General features: G+C 43.0%; 17 protein-coding genes. 5 read left to right on the forward strand and 12 right to left on the reverse strand.

The window, feature by feature from the left end; all coding sequences use genetic code 11:
• Positions 1-93 precede the first annotated feature (93 nt).
• Together JMW61_RS12930 and JMW61_RS12935 are read left to right on the forward strand one after the other, a co-directional pair.
• On the forward strand, positions 94-843 hold the full coding sequence (locus JMW61_RS12930) for an AzlC family ABC transporter permease (protein ID WP_227687469.1): 750 nt from the start codon (positions 94-96) through the stop codon (positions 841-843).
• Complete coding sequence (locus JMW61_RS12935; protein ID WP_201551790.1) at positions 833-1192, forward strand: AzlD domain-containing protein; 360 nt, start codon at positions 833-835, stop codon at positions 1190-1192. Before JMW61_RS12930 ends, JMW61_RS12935 begins: the two co-directional genes overlap by 11 nt.
• Before the next feature lie 135 nt (positions 1193-1327).
• On the opposite strand, the gene purF is transcribed toward JMW61_RS12935, so the two are convergent.
• The 9 genes from purF to JMW61_RS12980 form a co-directional block, all read right to left on the reverse strand.
• A complete protein-coding gene (gene purF / locus JMW61_RS12940) occupies positions 1328-2863 on the reverse strand; it encodes an amidophosphoribosyltransferase (protein ID WP_201551791.1) in 1536 nt (511 codons plus the stop codon).
• 324 nt (positions 2864-3187) lie between these two features.
• Positions 3188-3685: a CvpA family protein gene (locus JMW61_RS12945; RefSeq protein ID WP_201551792.1), complete on the reverse strand. Its 498-nt coding sequence runs from the start codon at positions 3683-3685 to the stop codon at positions 3188-3190.
• A 104-nt stretch (positions 3686-3789) separates the two neighbouring features.
• A complete protein-coding gene (locus JMW61_RS12950; RefSeq protein WP_197133595.1) occupies positions 3790-4824 on the reverse strand; it encodes a quinone-dependent dihydroorotate dehydrogenase in 1035 nt (344 codons plus the stop codon).
• Positions 4825-4986: 162 nt separating this feature from the next.
• A complete protein-coding gene (locus JMW61_RS12955) occupies positions 4987-5577 on the reverse strand; it encodes a DUF4870 family protein (RefSeq protein WP_227687470.1) in 591 nt (196 codons plus the stop codon).
• A 363-nt stretch (positions 5578-5940) separates the two neighbouring features.
• On the reverse strand, positions 5941-6399 hold the full coding sequence (locus tag JMW61_RS12960) for a SixA phosphatase family protein (protein ID WP_201551793.1): 459 nt from the start codon (positions 6397-6399) through the stop codon (positions 5941-5943).
• Between the two features lie 83 nt (positions 6400-6482).
• On the reverse strand, positions 6483-7778 hold the full coding sequence (locus JMW61_RS12965) for an NAD(P)H-dependent glycerol-3-phosphate dehydrogenase (protein WP_201551794.1): 1296 nt from the start codon (positions 7776-7778) through the stop codon (positions 6483-6485).
• Between the two features lie 113 nt (positions 7779-7891).
• A complete protein-coding gene (locus JMW61_RS12970) occupies positions 7892-8536 on the reverse strand; it encodes a nitroreductase family protein (RefSeq protein WP_201551795.1) in 645 nt (214 codons plus the stop codon).
• Positions 8537-8583: 47 nt separating this feature from the next.
• Positions 8584-9690 (reverse strand): cell division protein ZapE, encoded by a 1107-nt coding sequence (gene zapE / locus JMW61_RS12975; protein WP_201551796.1) that lies wholly within the window; start codon positions 9688-9690, stop codon positions 8584-8586.
• A gap of 248 nt (positions 9691-9938) precedes the next feature.
• Positions 9939-10586 (reverse strand): alpha/beta hydrolase, encoded by a 648-nt coding sequence (locus tag JMW61_RS12980; RefSeq protein WP_201551797.1) that lies wholly within the window; start codon positions 10584-10586, stop codon positions 9939-9941.
• A gap of 352 nt (positions 10587-10938) precedes the next feature.
• Between JMW61_RS12980 and JMW61_RS12985 the strand changes: the two genes are divergently transcribed.
• From JMW61_RS12985 to xseB, 3 genes are all read left to right on the forward strand, one after another.
• Positions 10939-11310, forward strand: a complete 372-nt coding sequence (locus JMW61_RS12985; RefSeq protein WP_201551798.1) for a type I phosphoribosyltransferase — start codon at positions 10939-10941, stop codon at positions 11308-11310.
• Positions 11311-11540: 230 nt separating this feature from the next.
• Positions 11541-13085, forward strand: coding sequence for an exodeoxyribonuclease VII large subunit (xseA, locus tag JMW61_RS12990; protein ID WP_201551799.1), 1545 nt, complete (start codon positions 11541-11543; stop codon positions 13083-13085).
• Between the two features lie 63 nt (positions 13086-13148).
• Positions 13149-13394 (forward strand): exodeoxyribonuclease VII small subunit, encoded by a 246-nt coding sequence (xseB, locus tag JMW61_RS12995; protein ID WP_110923007.1) that lies wholly within the window; start codon positions 13149-13151, stop codon positions 13392-13394.
• Between the two features lie 7 nt (positions 13395-13401).
• Here xseB and pncB read toward each other — a convergent pair whose 3' ends face one another.
• From pncB to JMW61_RS13010, 3 genes are all read right to left on the reverse strand, one after another.
• The gene (gene pncB, locus JMW61_RS13000; protein WP_201551800.1) at positions 13402-14628 is read right to left on the reverse strand and encodes a nicotinate phosphoribosyltransferase; all 1227 of its coding nucleotides are present in this window, start codon (positions 14626-14628) and stop codon (positions 13402-13404) included.
• A gap of 225 nt (positions 14629-14853) precedes the next feature.
• The gene (locus JMW61_RS13005) at positions 14854-15738 is read right to left on the reverse strand and encodes an ATP-binding cassette domain-containing protein (RefSeq protein ID WP_201551801.1); all 885 of its coding nucleotides are present in this window, start codon (positions 15736-15738) and stop codon (positions 14854-14856) included.
• Positions 15739-15861: 123 nt separating this feature from the next.
• Positions 15862-17817 carry a glycine betaine ABC transporter substrate-binding protein gene (locus tag JMW61_RS13010; RefSeq protein ID WP_201551802.1) on the reverse strand — a complete coding sequence of 652 codons (1956 nt, stop codon included), beginning with the start codon at positions 17815-17817 and terminating at the stop codon, positions 15862-15864.
• Between the last annotated feature and the right edge of the window lie 38 nt (positions 17818-17855).

The following is a 17855-nucleotide window of genomic DNA, read 5'->3' on the forward strand; positions in this document are numbered from 1 at the left end:
CAACCACATGGTGTTGAATAATGTATTTTTATAAAGTGTTTGTAATATAGTCGGTTCAATATAAGTTGGACACAAAGACAATTAGGATGTTCTGTGAATACTCGTTCAAAAGAATTGCATCAGCCATATAAAATGCGCTATGACTGGGCTGAAGGCTTCAAAAAAAGCTTACCCGTGGCAATGGGCTACTTACCTGCAGGGATTGCCTTTGGTGTACTCGCGCAAGTTGCTGGTATCCCCGTATGGGCTATTATCATGCTCAGTATCGTATTGTATGCGGGCGCTGCACAGTATGCTTGTTTACCCATGCTGAGTGCTGGTTTGCCGATTGGTAATATCGCGACGAATATTGCAGCTATTAATTTGCGCCATGTGTTCTATGGTATGCCTTTATTGCAATATCTACCAAAGAACAAACTTGCTAAAATCTATTGTCTGTTTGCGCTGACTGACGAGACGTTTTCAGTCATGACCAGCTTGCCCAATGAGTCGCGACAATCTTTGATACTACCAATCAGTCTCTTTAACCAAAGTTGGTGGGTACTGGCCAGTACGATTGGTATTATGATTGGCAGCACGCTCAGCGATTTGGTACCTCACTTAGATTTCGCTTTGGTTTGCTTGTTTGCGATTTTGGCTTATGAGCAGTTTCAAAGTATCAAGCGCTATTTTCCAATTGGCATTGCCGTAGTCTCTCTAGCAGCAGCTTCGTTATTTACGAGTAACTGGTTACTATTAGTCGCGATTACTATTTGTATGTTGCTGATTTTAGTACGTGGATTTTGGGTACAGCGAGGCATGGAAGAAAAAAGTAACATGGCAGGAGAAACTGATGACCAGTAGTTATCTTATTTTCGCGACTTTTGCGATGGCCGCTGTTACCTTTATCACGCGCGCCCTGCCTTCTTTAATACCTAGAAAACTATTAGACACACCTTGGTTGCATCGATTGAATGAGAGTTTACCGCTGTCCGTGATGGTGTTGCTCATTTTGACCAGTCTCTCTTATCAAGACCTGTCTGCGACCACGGCTCTAGATAGTGCTGAATTGCATCTATTGATGGCACAAATTGGTGCCCTACTTTTAGTCTTACTTGTCTACCATATCAGCCGTCAATTATTAGTCAGCATGATCGTCGGTATCGCCGCTATTAATGGCTTGTTGTGGGTATTTACGAACTTTCTAGGCTAAAAGCATTAGCTAGAATTTAGTGCCAAACAAAGCGTTAAACAATGTTTCAAACATAAAAAAGGCTGGATTCTATTGAGAATCCAGCCTTTTTTTAAGCGTACTGTATAGAGCTAGCTAGTTAAGAAGGGTTGCTTCTTAAAGCTCCTCAACACCCATCATATCGACTGGGGTATCAGCCACGATTTGTACGCCTTTTTTACCTGTCTTAGCCGTGTCATTGCGCTGCTCTTGTAAATGATCAAGATAGGCTTCATTGATCTGACCAGTGATATAGCAACCATTGAATACGGCACAATCAAAGCCTTCAACTTTGCTATGCTTGGTATCTTTTACTGCATCAATCAAGTCATCCAAGTCTTGGAAAATCAAGCGATCAGCACCGATGATTTCACGCACTTCTTCAACCGTATGACCTGAAGCAATTAGCTCGCTACGTACTGGCATATCGATACCATACACGTTTGGATACTTAACCGGTGGCGCAGCACTGGCGAAAAATACTTTATTGGCACCAGCGTCTCGAGCCATTTGAATGATTTCATGACACGTCGTACCGCGAACGATAGAGTCATCGACCAACAGTACGTTTTTACCTTTGAATTCTAACGGCACAGCGCTAAGCTTCTGGCGGACAGATTTTTTGCGTTGCTGCTGACCTGGCATGATGAAAGTACGACCGATATAGCGGTTTTTCATAAACCCTTCACGGTACTTAACATTCATCTTAAGCGCCAACTCCATCGCAGAAGTACGCGAGGTATCTGGAATAGGAATAACCACATCGATATCGTGATCTTCGCCCCATTCAGTCATGATCTTATCTGCCAGTTTTTCACCCATACGTAAGCGGGCTTTATAAACTGAGATATTGTCCATGATTGAATCTGGACGGGCGAAATAGACATATTCAAAGAAACATGGTGTGTATTCTTTTTGCTCTACGCACTGATGAGTATGTATTTTATGATCTAGATCAATAAAGATAGCTTCGCCTGGTTTGACATCACGAATGATCGTAAATCCAGATCCTGTCAATGCGACCGACTCTGAAGCGACCATATACTCGGTGCCGCCATTTGGAGCCATACGCTTACCATAGATAAGCGGACGGATACCGTTCGGGTCACGAAAAGCAAGTAAGCCATGACCAGTAATAAGGGCGACAACACCATAAGCGCCTTCTACACGACCATATACAGCCGTGACTGCTTCAAATATATCAGCAGGCGTTGCTTTGGTTTTACCCAAATTCTGCATTTCATGGGCCAGTACGTTCAAGAGTACTTCAGAATCCGAATCAGTATTAAGATGGCGGCGATCTTCGATGTACAAAGACTTGGCTAAGCTCTCAGCATTGGTCAAATTACCATTGTGCGCAAGAGTAATACCATAAGGTGAGTTGACGTAAAATGGTTGAGCTTCAGCACTGCTTGACGTGCCTGCTGTTGGGTAACGAACGTGACCGATACCGAATTTACCAACCAGCTTCATCATATGACGATTCATAAACACGTCACGTACCATGCCATTTTCTTTACGTAGATAGAGTCGTCCATCTTGCAAAGTGACAATACCTGCTGCATCTTGCCCGCGATGCTGTAGCATCGTCAAACCGTCATAAAGTATCTGATTGACTGGTTCGTGAGCTGCAACTCCAATGACTCCACACATAATAGCTATATCCTATTTTGACCCATACATTAGTACTACAATAACGGCAAAAAATTAGACGGCACACTATCTAAAATGCGTGCTGTCACTCGCCGTCGACCTGATGATATTTACGAAACATTAAACAAGCATTTATCTTTTCGGTTTTCAAAAATCAACATCCATAATTCACTGATGCTGATTTATGAACCTTAACTGCTATCAAAAATTATTTTTTCAAGAATGAATGTCGAATACGATGTTATTGATGCTATAAAAGCTTGAGTGGTAAAAAAGACATGATAAAAATCATAGCGTTAATACTTAGAAATATGACGAGTTGGCTTATGATTGATTGACTTGATCCCAAGCCATACCAAGCACATCTGACACCAACGCTTTACCCATCGGTGCATAAGGCATTAGCTCTGGCGCTAGCACTGAGGTTTGCCATTGCGGCATCTGTACCAATAGCGGCGCACTGACACTCAGAACGACTAAGACCATTAATACGTTTTTAGCTGCACCAAGGACGCCACCTGCCATCTTATCAACGATATCCAGACGTAAGGTTTTGAGCACCCCTGAGAATACGAATGCAACTGTGTGCATGATGGCTAATATCACAATCACCACTAATAAAAATGCCATGGCCATTTGTAAGACAGGGTTTTCTACGATACCTGCTAATTGAGGCGACACAACACCCGCCAGACGCGTAGCAGCGACTAGCGCAATCAACCAACCGACCAAACCAATGGCTGTCTTAATCAACCCTACTTGAAAGCCGCGCCACAAGCCAGCCAAGACAACAATAGCAATCACAATATCCAGACCACTCATTTTCTATGCCTCATACCCTATGGTATTTTTATCAAGTATTTACTTAAGTGTTTATGACAAGGTTAATTTTTGAGCATTCAATTTGTAATAGGTTTATGGACAGTCTAGCTTTCCATGGCATCATAATAGCCACCGATTGCCTGAATACAAGACTGTACTAACCCAGGTCCACGATAGATAAGCCCCGTATAGAGCTGCACCATGTCTGCACCGGCTTGTATCTTCTTGACGGCTTTAGCACCACTATCGATACCACCGACGCCAATCAGCGCGACTTTACCATCTAACTGATCGGAAAACTGTTGCAAAATCTGAGTGCTAATATGGCTCACTGGACGACCAGATAGACCACCCATTTGATCACCATCACGTAAGTCTTCTACGCCGACACGGCTCAAAGTCGTATTGGTCGCAATCAAACCATCAATTTCAAAATCTATCAGCTGCTGTGAGATATAGTCGACTTGTAGTGGCTCTAAATCAGGGGCAACTTTGAGTACCAATGGTACATAAAAACCATATTCGGTCGCCAATTGGCTATGACGGTTTTTGATGGTATCTAAAAGCTGAGTCAATGCTTCACCGCTTTGCAGATCACGTAAGTTTTTGGTATTTGGCGAAGAGATATTGACGGTAATATAAGAGGCATGCGGATAAGCACGCTCTAGACAATAGACGTAATCATCTGCTGCCTGCTCTACTGGTGTATCAGCATTTTTACCGATATTGATGCCAATATTGCCTTTGTATTTGCAACGTTTGACATTTTCGATCAGATAATCGACACCTTGGTTGTTAAAGCCCATACGGTTAATAATCGCATCTGCTTGCTTTATTCTAAACAATCTTGGCTTGTCATTACCTATCTGTGGCCTCGGTGTGACCGTTCCGACTTCTATAAAACCAAATCCTAACTCAGCCAAGGCATCAATATAATCACCGTTTTTATCCAATCCTGCGGCTAAGCCTACTGGATTAGAAAACTGTAAACCCATACAGTCTGTTGGCTGCATCGACTGACCGTACACCAAACCTAACACACGTGCTTTGTGAGCTTTATCCAATAAGGACAAGGTCATCTCGTGGGCGTGCTCGGGATCCATCTTAAAGAAAAAAGGACGAAGTAAGGCATAAGACATAGTAATGACAGACCCTGCTAAAAAGAAATAGTGAATGAAAAGTGCGAATGAAATCAGGCGCTGCGATTATATCAGCTTAACAGAAATAAGAGCAAAGTTTCCTGCGGTAAATTTCTATATTAAAACCACAGCCGGTGTAGATAAATAGCGATTAACTGGCTATCAAGGCACAGGATGACCATCTGTCAGAGCTATCCAACCACGTACGATACGGTATAGATGCCAGACAAAGGTAAATATCATAATTAAAAAACCAAATGCGGCTAACAGTAACGAGCCAATAGCGATATGATCACTGTCAGCCAACATGCTGACACCAAAGCCGCCCAAGGCAAACGTTATAATCATGATACCAATGACAAATAAAACAATGCTGTACCAAAAAGTCTTAATCTGCCAATCAAAATGTGTGGCCAGCCACGTTCCATCTGCATCGTGACGCTTGGCATAGTTCATCACAATCGGCACAATCCACAATAACCCAGCAGTAAAATAGCTAATCACGTATAGAAAATAAGTAATGTGGTTATAAGTGGTGAGAGAACGGCGCTTGTCGTTATTCATATTATCGTTATTCATACTGTCGCTCATCATATTATCTTGTCGTTGCTGAGATACACCATAATCAGAACGCTCATCATTAACCCCCTCATTATTAAAACTAGCCCCACCTGATTTATGATGACTGTTATCAGCAGTTTTTGTCTGTTTTCGCAAACGATCATCAGAATTGTGATTAAAGGAAGGATTCATAGTAAATTTCCATAATTAACAGTAACTAATTACTATTTGATGGTAGCAAACGAGCTGCTTTTCAATGAGTCTCATGATAAACAGTGATTTGAGAGCGATGTATTCATAATACCCTGTTGGAATATAACGCATGCTTATATAACACACAGGTATGAAATAGTAGGCACTTACCCCTGAATGGGCTTATTTGCTCTGACTTCTTTTAAGAGTTTGTGATGGATATTGCTTTGCGTATCGGTTTTATAATCATCATGAACGACTGCCATAAACAGAATTTTTTTGAACTTTCGTATGATATTGTCTAATTAAAAACATGGCACCAATAATTTATTAATAGCCTTAGAAAGCAAGTGAGTAAAGAGCTTAGTAAGGCTGCTCAGGTACAAAGCGATTGACCTCGGTTGCCATATCCATCATCACAAACTCCATCTCAAATACTCTGGCTTCTGCCAAAGAAAACGACTCAGGATAATCACCTGTGAGTAGACCAGCGATATAAGCAACGATAGACATATGACATACGACGACCAGACACTCGGCTTCAATATTAGCCAAATCTATGAGGGCCTGACGCGCATCATCAGAAGGAGTAATATTGTTCAGTATGACCGATGGTACTGTCGGTGCTCTTGACTGGAATTCTGCTAGCGTCTGCTGCGCTCTATCATAAGGGCTGACAACAAAATAATCAGGATTGTAGTGAGCCGTCACATACTCTGCCGTTTGTATGGCTTGCTGTTGACCAAAATCCGTTAACTGACGCGCGCTGTCTGGGCGCGATTCATCTTCTGCTTGACCATGACGAACGAGTATAATTTTCATAACCTTCCTTGATACATTGTCATGATGACGTTGTTTTCAGAATAATCACTTTTAAGACAACGTCATCATTTAACATTGGAGTTTTACTTACTGTCAGTATCGCCACTTTCATCATCAGTGCTGTCGCTTGACGTCTTCATTTGCGCGGTAAGTGCCGCATTGCTGTGGTCATGCGCCATAACAAATTCGACATCACTGCGGAACCCTGCTTCCATAAGATGTAACGCCACACCCAATGCTGCTTTATCTTCATAAATAACTGCATAAAGCGCATGCGTAATAGGCATATAAATGCCTTCTTTGGTGGCTTTCTCATGCACTTGCTGAATGGTGTTGACCCCTTCAGCCGTCTGACCAAGTTTTTTCACTGCTGCATCGATGCTCATACCACGGCCAAGCATATTACCGATACGGTAATTGCGACTCAACTCTGAGCTACAAGTGGCGTATAAATCACCAACGCCAGACAATCCTAAAAACGTCAGTGGATTCGCACCCGCTTCCACGCCAAAACGACTCATTTCTGCTAAGGCACGGGTCAGTATCATCGCTTTGGTGTTTTCGCCGACATCGTAAGCCGCCGCCATACCCATTGCAATCGCATAGATGTTTTTGAGCGCACCGCCCAGCTCCACACCTTTGACATCATCACTGGCAAACACTCGAAAGAATGCACTGTGTAGCGCTGCTTGTACTGCATGACGCAGTGGCTCAGACTCACTAGCGATGACTGTAGCAGACGGCATGTTTTTCATGATTTCTATTGCAAGGTTTGGCCCTGACATTACACCAAAATTCACTTCTGGCAAAACCTCTTTAATAATGTCGCTCATCATTGCAAAGGTGTCTTTTTCCATCCCTTTGGTCAATGACACAATAGACTGTCCACTGATAAATGGCGCAATATTTTTTAAGGTCTCTCGAAATGCTAAACCCGGCACAGCAATAAAAATAATATCTTTGTCTTTGACGCTTGCTGCCAAATCATGGCTGTATTTGAGACGATCATCAAGCTTATAACCTGGCAAGTATTTTTTATTGGTTTGGGTTTTTACCATCGCTTTTACGGTGCGTTTATTACGTACCCATAACGTGGTATCACAGCCATTGCGGGCCGCCAAATTTGCCATTGCCGTACCAAAACTACCACCACCTAAAAATGCCAAACGCAGCTTGGTAGGATTACTGTGAATATCCGCCATGTTTTTTGCCACTGCAGACTCTACCGCACTAGGATTTAGCTTTTTACGGCCAATACCTGATTTGGTTGCACGCTCAATGATACCTGCCAGCAGACTGTTTTGCTTTTCTGGCGTATTCTTATCTGTTTCGCTATTTTCGTGACTGGTTTTTTTATGGCTATTATTGGAGCTGGTCATATTCTTTTATCCATGTTGACTTACTTATTATTAATAGAACTTATCATGACTTAGGCATTTTGGGTGCTGAGGCTATCTGGCTTTTTTGGCTAAATAGATGAGGCTCAGAGGCGCTATGACTCAAATCGTACTAGCGAATCGATATCAATGGCTTTACGGTGTGCCTCGTCTTTAGGACTGGTCCCAGTATAAACAAAAGCCGTGACATAATCATCTGGACCAACATCAAAGTATGCTTTGACAGCTGGTTCGTTACATAACAATCCAGTTCGCCACACTGTACTAAACCCTTGCGCTTTTAATGCCAAAATAAGATTTTGAACAGCAGCACCAGCACTTAGCATTTGCTCAAAAGGTGGGACTTTTTTGTGCGCTTGTATTTTAGTGACAACAGTAATAATCGTGGGCGCACGTAAAGGCATATTATGAGCCTTTTCAATGTCTTTTTTAGACAAACTTTCTCCTTCTTGCACCGCTTTTGCTTGGGCAGCTTCTGCTAAAGCATTGCCTAGCTCATGACGAGCATCGCCTTCAGTGACGATAAAACGCCATGGTTGTAGTTTCTTGTGGTCTGGTGCTGTTGCCGCACATCCAATCGCTGTTTCAACATGTGCATGAGTGGGTGCTGGTGCATCCAGATTCCCCATACTACGTCTTGAATTGATCCAGCCAATCATCTCTTCACTGGTAATCGGCATACTATCAGTGGTTACGTCTTTGATAGACAGTTTTTTATCATTGTTGTCAGATGTGGTCATTATCGTTCCTTATTTATTATTATTTTTTATCCAAAAAACTGCTACTTTTATGCTGGTGTAACTTCGACACGATGCTCCATGCGCAAATAATCTTCTGACTGCATTTCAAGCAAGCGCGAACGTGTACGCTCAATCTCAAACGCTAGCTTCTGTCCTTGATACAACTCCAAAATAGATTGCTCTGCTCGCACCAACAGTTTTACGCGGCGATCATAAAACTCATCGACCAGATAAATAAAACGACGCGTTGGATCACGGTAAGTATCATCCTCTAAAGCAGGCACAGCATTAACCAACACCGTACTGAACTGCTTAGCGATTTCAATAAAATCAGATGCTGAGCGTGGTTCCATGCACAAATGACGGAAGTCGCAAAATAGAATATCTTCGGTGCGAGCATTGATTTTTATTTCTCGTCCATTAATAGTGATTGGCTCATTACTAATTTTCTGATTATTAGACAAACTGGCAAAACGGTTGGCTAACCAATGGTGGTTGGCTTTGGTCATCGGCGACTCATATAACTCAGCCTGTTGTAACACGCGCAGACGATAGTCAATACCGGAGTCGATATTCATCACCGCCGTATGGCGTTCAACTTCAGCAATAGCCGGCATAAAACGGTCACGATGCAAACCATCTTTATATAGCCCCGACGGCTCGATATTCGAGGTAGCGACCAACGTGATACCACGATTGAACAGCATGGTAAACAAGTCGCCCAAAATCATGGCATCAGAGACATTGGATACAAAGAATTCATCAAAACAAATGATGACCGCCTCTTCATAGATAATATCCGCCACTTTCTCTAATGGGTCACTCTCGCCTTGTAGCTTGTGTAGCTCTTGATGCACACGCTGCATAAAGTGATGGAAATGCAGGCGCATCTTGCGATCAATGGTCAATGAATCATAGAACATGTCCATCATCCATGTTTTACCGCGACCTACGCCGCCCCACATATATAGGCCTGTGGGTGCTACAGGCTTGGCTTTTAAAAAGCTAAAAAAACTTTTCTTTTGTGGCACACTATTGGTGAGCTGATGATGTATCTCATCAAGATAGCTCATGGCCTTGAATTGTTGCTCATCTTGAGTAAACTCATCTGTACTGACGGCTTGCTCGTAACGTTGCAATGGAGATAAACTCATAATACGACTCATCATTAGGCTAGGGCGTGTCATCAATTAGTACATGAATACATTTAGTGGTCTTAAAATGGCTAAATTTTGCTAAACATCGTTAGAAATTTTGTCAATATGTGCATATTAACGGCAATTTCTTCCTTGTTTAGCTACAATTTTTCTCATTTTAAGCCTCACAATCTAATTGATGACACACCCTAAATAAATATTAAAATAATAGATAAATTTTACCTGACCACATTCAAGTAAAACCTTTAAATACTGTGTTTTTCTAGCAAACCTTTCAATTCTGACAAGCGTCCGTGAAAAAAGTGACCTGCTCCGTCTACGATACTCACAGGAATACCCAATCGATCAGCAAATTCTTGCATATTATTAGGGTCGATGACTTCATCCGCATTGCCATAAATCTCAAAGGTTTTATCAGCAGGTAAGCTAATATCGCTGCTGTCATTTTTTTCAACTGATGGTGCGATCAGCGCAATGTTTGATACCTCAAAGTCACTCAGTCCCCATATATGGGACGCCTCGATCACTTGCTCAGCCACACGTGCTGTCACATAACCACCAAAAGAAAAACCACCCAACCATAACTTGCGTGCATTGGTCTGCTCAGCAATCCATTGTAGCACGGTCATTGCATCCACCACTTCCCCTTCAGCATAATCATGCTCTCCAGTGGACTGCCCCACGCCGCGAAAGTTAAAACGCACCACATGCATCCCATTGTCACGGGCAAAACGATACATGGTCGTAACGACTTTATTATTCATCGTACCGTCGAATAGCGGATTTGGATGGCAAAGTAGTGCAACGGTATCGGTATTTGGATCGTTAGAGTTATCTTGTTGCCATAGTGCGTCAACTTCTAGCACGCCAGCAGGAGCAGGAATCAATTGCATACAATTACTTATTAATTAAGAGTGAATGGCTCAATTATCCTAGATATGGTTTTTATTTCAAGTGATTTGCTGTGTACAAACATAGATTTCTTTAAATTTTGGCAATTAATAAATTAATGCCACCCTATAAGCATCAGTAGTCTCAGTAGATTTTAATTTTTGTCGTATCAAGAGATAAGGTGAGCATGCAATATCGCCGTAATATAGCAAACAATAACCATCTAGACAGCAAAGCGCTGAATAGGTTAGATTTATGACAGTTGTTGAATATCACATCAACGGATGTAATGCTCACACAATATCTACTTAAAATTGATGTTTATGTTCGACTGACAGGGAGTGAAAATCACTTATGAATACTTTTAATAAAACTGCTACCTTAACTGCAACGATGGCCGCTGTCATCGCCTTGAGCGCTTGTCAAAGCACCACACCTTCTGCGCCTGTGATACAGCGTGCTAATTCTATTTATGAAACCACAGGTATCGCAGATACTAAAGTAAAGGCACAGCAAGTTGCGCTAGATAATGCGCAAAAAACGTGTAAGAGCAAGCAAGTGATTATCGTCGATGACACGGTAAAATATAATGGCGTCTTAAATGAGCGTACAGGTCGTATGGTTGGACAAGTTGGCGCAGTTGTCGGCTCAGTCCTTGGCACTGGTACACCAGATTTATCACGTGATGACGATTATGAGTATATGATTAATTTCCGCTGCCAATAATATCAATATCCTTCAGAAAAAGATTGGTGTTTAGCATTTAGCCAACAAGTCTGCGATTAATATATTATTCTTATCGCAGACTTGTTGGCTTCTCTTTTTGTGTGTACGCTTTTGGGGTAAACTACCCTATTCAATACTCAATAGCTTCTAGCCAATCTATAAGTTATCGGTCTATAGAAAATCAATAAACAACTCGCTTTTAAGCTTTCATTATCTTCGGTCTACTATTTATGCGCAAACCCAATCTTTCAAGTATCAAACAAGCGAAGGTAATAACGCCTGCTAAAGATTTGGCGACTTTAGAGGCTGAGTTAGCTGAGCAAGAAAACAACCTTGAAGTCAATTTAGAAGATACCGTATTGCGTCTGAGCGATTATTTATCGGCGGTTGATATGGTTATCAAACAAACCTTTAATCACCGTGTATGGGTAAAAGCAGAGATTCGTAATCTGTCTAGCAAAGGCGGACATTATTATTTTGAACTGGCAGAGAAAGACGATGATGGCAAAGTTATTGCTAGCTGCCGTGGCAACCTTTGGCGATTTAAAGCGGCACGTGTCTTAGCAAAGTTTGAGCGCGCAACGGGTATGCCACTCGATCGCGATTTGACCGTTTTATTAAAAGTATCGGCAGGGTTCCATGCGCAATATGGCTTCTCGCTCACCATTGAAGACATCGATCCTAGCTATACGCTAGGTGATCTGGCACGACAATATGCGGAAATGGTCGACCGTTTGACAGGCGAAGGGTTATTACATCTCAATCAGCAACTGCCTATCCCGTTTGATATAGAGCATGTGCTGGTGATTGCACCTGAAAAAGCCGCTGGACTAGGAGATTTTCAAGCAGATGCTGATCGCTTAGCCAGTACAGGTGCTTGTCATTTCCATTACCATAACGCCACTTTTCAAGGCAATCATGCGCCTGCCGAAATCCGCCAAGCTATCGTCAGCGCTCAACAGCAATTTTACGACACGTATCAGCGTTTGCCAGATTTATTAGTCATTATTCGCGGTGGCGGTGCTGTTGGTGATTTGGCCTATCTCAATGATTATGAGCTGGCCGCTTTGGTTGCTGAGCAGCCTATTCCTGTCTGGGTGGGTATAGGCCATGAACGTGACAAAGTTATATTAGATGAAGTCGCGCATACCAGCTTTGACACACCCTCAAAAGTTATCGCTGCGATTGGTAGTCATTTGGCGCAACTGGTCTCTCAGACACTGCAATATCAAGCGCAAATCAAGCAAGCCGCTCAGCGCCAACTGAATACTGCCGAGCAACAAACATCGCGACAATTGAGCCAAATACAGTCGCAAACGATTGGACAGCTAACTGCACTACGAAAAGACAGCGATTATGCATGGCGCAATATTCAGCAAAGCGCACAGCGCCAAGTAAAGCAAGCCATCAGACTGACAAGCGAGCTACGCGTACAAACACAAACCTCTGCAGATCAGCAATTAATAACGGCTGCTACTTATAGTCAGAATCATCAGAAATCTGTCATGCAAAGTGCTCAGCAACAAGTCATACAAGCACAACGTGACAGTGAGCATCTACGCGACATTGTGCTACTGCATCGACCATCTCGTGTGCTTAAGCAAGGCTACACCATGCTGACTGACACAAAAGAAAAAAAGATACTGACCAGTAGCACCCAGCTATCTCCTGAGCAAATTGTGCATATCGTCCTAAAAGACGGTAAGGCAAAAGCGCAGATTATTGATGTCAGTACGGATCAAAAAGCGACGGAAACATCAGACATTCCAACTTAACCACATAATAATATCTAACGATTACCCATCTACTTATCTTACCTTTAAAAATTAGGAAATTTTATGACTACCCCTACTCGCCGACGCAAAAAAGCCGCCCCAAAAACCTTTAAGGCGGCTTATGATATTCTAAAAACCAATGCGGCTGAATTACAGCAGCAGGACGAGCCTGACATTGATAACTTGATGACGACTGTTGAAGAATCCATTGCGGCTTATCGCGTTTGCGAGACCCGCATCAATGCGGTACAACAAGCACTAGATGCCGCCTTTGCTGAAGATGTTAAATCTGATGAAGTAGACAGCTAAGTTATACTTACTCTGGCTCATCCACCTCGAAGACTTGGCGAAGATAGGCAAGATACGTGTCATTATTGATCATGGTCTTGCCTGGGCTATCAGAGAGTTTAGCCACTGGCTGACCGTTACACTCAACCAATTTCAGCACGATATTAATCGGCGTGATACCCATATCATTGGTGAGATTGGTACCAATACCAAAGCTGGTTCTAATGCGATCTTTAAAATATTGATGCAGCTCCCAAGCCTTCTCTAAATTCAATCCATCACTAAAGGTCAAAATCTTGGTTTTTGGGTCTATCTTCAATTTCTCATAATGAGCAATCGCTTTATCACCCCAGATATACGGGTCGCCGCTATCATGACGCAGGCCATCAAACAGCTTGGCAAAATATAAATCAAAATCACGTAGGAATGCATCCATTCCAACGACATCCGTCAATGCAATACCCAAATCACCACGATATTCATGTACCCATGCTTCAAGCGCAGCTTTTTGTGAATCACGCAAACGCACATCTAGTGCCTGAAATGCCTGCATAAACTCGTGCGCCATAGTACCTATTGGCGTCATGCCTAATTTCTTTGCTAGATACACATTAGATGTGCCACTGACGATTTTTGGTTCAGCGTGATGTAACGTCTGCACCACATGCGCTTGCCACGCTTTGCTAAACCGCCTACGAGTACCAAAATCAGCGACAATAAACGGTGGTGTATCACCGTTTTCTTTCGTCTGTTCTGCTGCATATTGATGCAATAAAAAAACTTTTTCATCGAGCCTACGCTGACCTTCTTCAATGACAGTGTCACTGGATAACGCATCAAAATATAGTTCATTGACAATGGCTAAGACGAATACTTCAAAAAACATCGCTTGAATCATCGGCCCTTCAATATCGATAAACAAGCGACCTTCTTCATCGGTACTGACAGTAATAAAGCGACGCTTTAGCTTAAACAGCTCCAAATAATCGACGAAATCTGAACGCATAAAGCGTAAGCCGCGCAAGTATTCCAACTCGTCTTCTAAAAATCGCAGCTCGCACAAACTGTCTAATTGCCTCTCTAACGGCTCTTTAATATCAGCCAATGGATAGAGGGCATCTTTATTATTACGGCAGCGGAAACGATAGACACCATGCGTCTGCGGAAACTGATGCAGCATGGCTTGTAACATCGTAAATTTATATAAGTCATTATCAAGTAACGAGGTAATAATAGGTGCATAGGTAGCAGTCATGCTATGGCCTTAAAAAACACAAAAATAAGAAATAAACGCCACCCAATACTCAAAGCGACATCATATGCGAATAATAAAAGATGAAGAGTCATTAACAAGCCGTCAAGTATAACGAAGTTTGCCGTTCATTTCAGAGTTCGCGATTAATTGCAGCAGAATTACTACGATTACTCACACCTTTCATAAATATACCGCACAAACCTATCAATAAATACTGAACAGGCTTTATGCTTTAGCACGCATAAACTGTGCGACATAGTCATCCGCTGGGTTGTGGCGTAAATCATAAGGTGTGCCCGTTTGCACTAAACGTCCACCATTTAATATGCTGATACGCTGACCGACTTTCACCGCTTCATCTATGTCATGAGTGATAAAGACGATAGTCTTATGTAGCCGCTCTTGTAGCTCAAGTAGTTGGTCTTGCAACTGAGCACGAATGAGTGGATCAAGCGCAGAAAACGCCTCATCCATCAGTAAGATTGGATTATCAGTTGCCAAAGCACGCGCCAGACCCACACGCTGCTGCATGCCTCCTGACAACTCATCCGGATAGCTATGCTCTAAATTAGGTAGCCCTACCTCATTTAGCCAATGCCGCGCGACCTCGTGGCGCTCTTCGGTACTCATTTTTCGCACACGCAAACCGTAAGCGACGTTTTGCATAACCGTCATATGCGGCACGAGGCCAAAGTGCTGAAAGACCATACTGACAGTTTGCTGGCGATAATGTTGCAGCTCCTTATCATTCAGCTCTAACACATTGATAGCCGCAGATGGTTTTTGATTAGCTGCAAGTACATCGTCATCTGTGATAGTGGTCTGCGCATCGATACTCGTATCAACCCATATCTTGCCACTGGTTGGATCAATTAGACGGTTGATATGCCGTATCAAGGTTGATTTACCAGAGCCTGACAGCCCCATAATACAGTGTAGCTCGCCCGCTTTAACGTCTAAATTAATATCATATAGCCCAACCGAATAGCCTGTTTGCTCTTTTACCGCAACACTATCCATACCTTCAGCCAATAATGCCATCACAGACTTTGCTTGCGTACTACTGGCATTATAAATCTTACTGATGTTTTCTAGCCGGATGTGATTCATTGCGGTTCTCGCTATTGTTATTTTTTATTGAGGCCTGTCTTCATTGTTAGCCCATTCAAACTCTCATCTTCAAACTCTCATATTCAAATGTCAGCTTACTTTCTTTTATAGTCGACCAAGCCATTAACCAATCGAGTGTCTACTCGCATCAATCGTTTTTTGACGGGCGCGCTTGCCTTGACCAAATGCCTGAGTAATACGGTCAATAATAATAGCAACGATGACAATCGCCGTACCAGCTTGTAAGCCTTGACCTATATTGAGGGTTTGAATAGATTGCAAAACATCTTCGCCAAGACCAGGCGCGCCAATCATAGAAGCAAGCACCACCATGGATAACGACATCATTACCGCTTGATTGACGCCCGCCATGATACTAGGCAATGCTTGGGGCAATTTAATCCAAATAAGTAACTGCAAATGTGTGCTACCAAATGAGCGCCCCGCCTCTACCATTTCATGATTGACTTGCGTAATCCCTAATGTCGTCAGACGAATTAATGGCGGCAGTGCATAAATAATAGTGGCAAACAATGCAGGCACTTTACCAATCCCAAACAACATGAGTACTGGTATGAGATAGACAAAGCTTGGCATGGTCTGCATAACATCTAGTATCGGTGTCACAACCTTGCGGAGCAGCTGACTGCCAGCCATCGCAATGCCAATAGGAATACCAATTACTACCGTAACCAATACTGATACGATGAGCAGTGCAAAAGTATCAATCAACGCACCCCATAGTCCAAAGGCACCAATGAGGAACAGCCCTGCACCGCATGCCAGCGCAAACCAAACCTTACGCACACCAAACCAGCCCAGCACCGTGACAAATGCAATAATCAACCATGGTGGAATGACCGTTAATAGGCGCTCAATGGGTAGCAATAAATAGGTTAATGCCATCGTACTGATGCTGCGAAAGACGTCGCCGTAATTTTGAACAATACTTGCCAATGTGTTATTGAGCGGTGTCTCCAGTGACCATGAGGGGAAGCTTGATGCGAGGCCGAGCTGGTTATCACTGGCAAAGTTATCACTGGCAGAGTTATTATTAACAGCCGTATTGTCGATAGCATCGCCTGTTAAGCTGATACCTAACTTCGCCGCAAGATTGGTAGCAGCCTCGTCAGATAACCATTTTTGCCACACATTCGGGTTCTCACGCAAAAACAGCAATGCTTGCTCGTCTCCGCTACGTTTGCTTTCACTCATTTCTAAGATAGCGCCATTGAGCTCATCAGAACTAAATTGTATTTTTTTGAAGACATCTGCCAGCTCAGGATTAGAGTCAATAAATGGCGTAGAGACTGCAATCCCTAAAGGCGATACAGGAAATCCAGAGACACAATCCACAGTACCATCCGCTCGTAACAAATCCTGCCAGCAGGCATCGTCATGAGCTGGAAAACCTAATGGCGCAAAGTCATATTTTGCCATCAGGCCAGTAGGCTGCCAGTAGTAAAATAAGAGTGGCTTATGCTGCTCAAAGGCAGAAGATATTTCGGCATCAAGCGCTGCACCTGTACCAGGATGGGCATTGTTAAAGACACTGTCTAGACCTGTGGTTTTTAGCAAACGTGTGTTAAAAATCTCACACGTCCAACCAGAGGGACAGTTCATAAAACGAGACTTGCTAGGGTCTTCAGGGTCTTTAAACAGCTCAGCGTATTTAGGCAGATCCTGATAACTGCGTAGCCCTGGGTTTTCTTCTAATACATAGTCAGGAACATACCAACCTTGAGTTGCGCCGCCCTTAAGCGTATCACCAATGATTGCTACCTTATTCTGCTCAATGGCTTGCTCCATGATCGGTGAGCGACCAACCCACTGCTCCCCAATGACTTGGATATCATTTTGTGACAACGCCGTATCAAGTGCAGGGCCTGCTCCTGGCACTTCTTCAACTGTACAGCCATAACCATCTTCAGCGATGTACTTGAGCACACCAGAAGTGAACTGACCACTCTCCCATGTCAATGCGCCAAATTTGATCAGCGACTCGCAAGCTGCTGACGCCGATATCGGCAGTAACAGCGAGATCATACAGAGTAAACTTAACGCAATCCATTGGCGCATGGGGTGTCCTATTGATAATTGATGCGGCATTAAATCGA

The sequence above is a fragment of the Psychrobacter fjordensis genome (assembly GCF_904845995.1).
GTDB classification, from domain to species: Bacteria; Pseudomonadota; Gammaproteobacteria; order Pseudomonadales; family Moraxellaceae; genus Psychrobacter; species Psychrobacter fjordensis.

What these genes read in the sequence shown, in the direction of transcription:
- zapE (WP_201551796.1), bottom strand. Translation starts at nt 9,690, where the DNA reads ATGAGTTTATCTCCATTGCAACGTTACGAGCAAGCCGTCAGTACAGAT.
- JMW61_RS12980 (WP_201551797.1), bottom strand. Translation starts at nt 10,586, where the DNA reads ATGCAATTGATTCCTGCTCCTGCTGGCGTGCTAGAAGTTGACGCACTA.
- JMW61_RS12955 (WP_227687470.1), bottom strand. Translation starts at nt 5,577, where the DNA reads ATGAATCCTTCCTTTAATCACAATTCTGATGATCGTTTGCGAAAACAG.
- JMW61_RS13010 (WP_201551802.1), bottom strand. Translation starts at nt 17,817, where the DNA reads ATGCGCCAATGGATTGCGTTAAGTTTACTCTGTATGATCTCGCTGTTA.
- JMW61_RS12935 (WP_201551790.1), top strand. Translation starts at nt 833, where the DNA reads ATGACCAGTAGTTATCTTATTTTCGCGACTTTTGCGATGGCCGCTGTT.
- xseB (WP_110923007.1), top strand. Translation starts at nt 13,149, where the DNA reads ATGACTACCCCTACTCGCCGACGCAAAAAAGCCGCCCCAAAAACCTTT.
- JMW61_RS12970 (WP_201551795.1), bottom strand. Translation starts at nt 8,536, where the DNA reads ATGACCACATCTGACAACAATGATAAAAAACTGTCTATCAAAGACGTA.
- purF (WP_201551791.1), bottom strand. Translation starts at nt 2,863, where the DNA reads ATGTGTGGAGTCATTGGAGTTGCAGCTCACGAACCAGTCAATCAGATA.
- xseA (WP_201551799.1), top strand. Translation starts at nt 11,541, where the DNA reads ATGCGCAAACCCAATCTTTCAAGTATCAAACAAGCGAAGGTAATAACG.
- JMW61_RS12950 (WP_197133595.1), bottom strand. Translation starts at nt 4,824, where the DNA reads ATGTCTTATGCCTTACTTCGTCCTTTTTTCTTTAAGATGGATCCCGAG.
- JMW61_RS12960 (WP_201551793.1), bottom strand. Translation starts at nt 6,399, where the DNA reads ATGAAAATTATACTCGTTCGTCATGGTCAAGCAGAAGATGAATCGCGC.
- JMW61_RS12945 (WP_201551792.1), bottom strand. Translation starts at nt 3,685, where the DNA reads ATGAGTGGTCTGGATATTGTGATTGCTATTGTTGTCTTGGCTGGCTTG.
- pncB (WP_201551800.1), bottom strand. Translation starts at nt 14,628, where the DNA reads ATGACTGCTACCTATGCACCTATTATTACCTCGTTACTTGATAATGAC.
- JMW61_RS12985 (WP_201551798.1), top strand. Translation starts at nt 10,939, where the DNA reads ATGAATACTTTTAATAAAACTGCTACCTTAACTGCAACGATGGCCGCT.
- JMW61_RS12965 (WP_201551794.1), bottom strand. Translation starts at nt 7,778, where the DNA reads ATGACCAGCTCCAATAATAGCCATAAAAAAACCAGTCACGAAAATAGC.
- JMW61_RS13005 (WP_201551801.1), bottom strand. Translation starts at nt 15,738, where the DNA reads ATGAATCACATCCGGCTAGAAAACATCAGTAAGATTTATAATGCCAGT.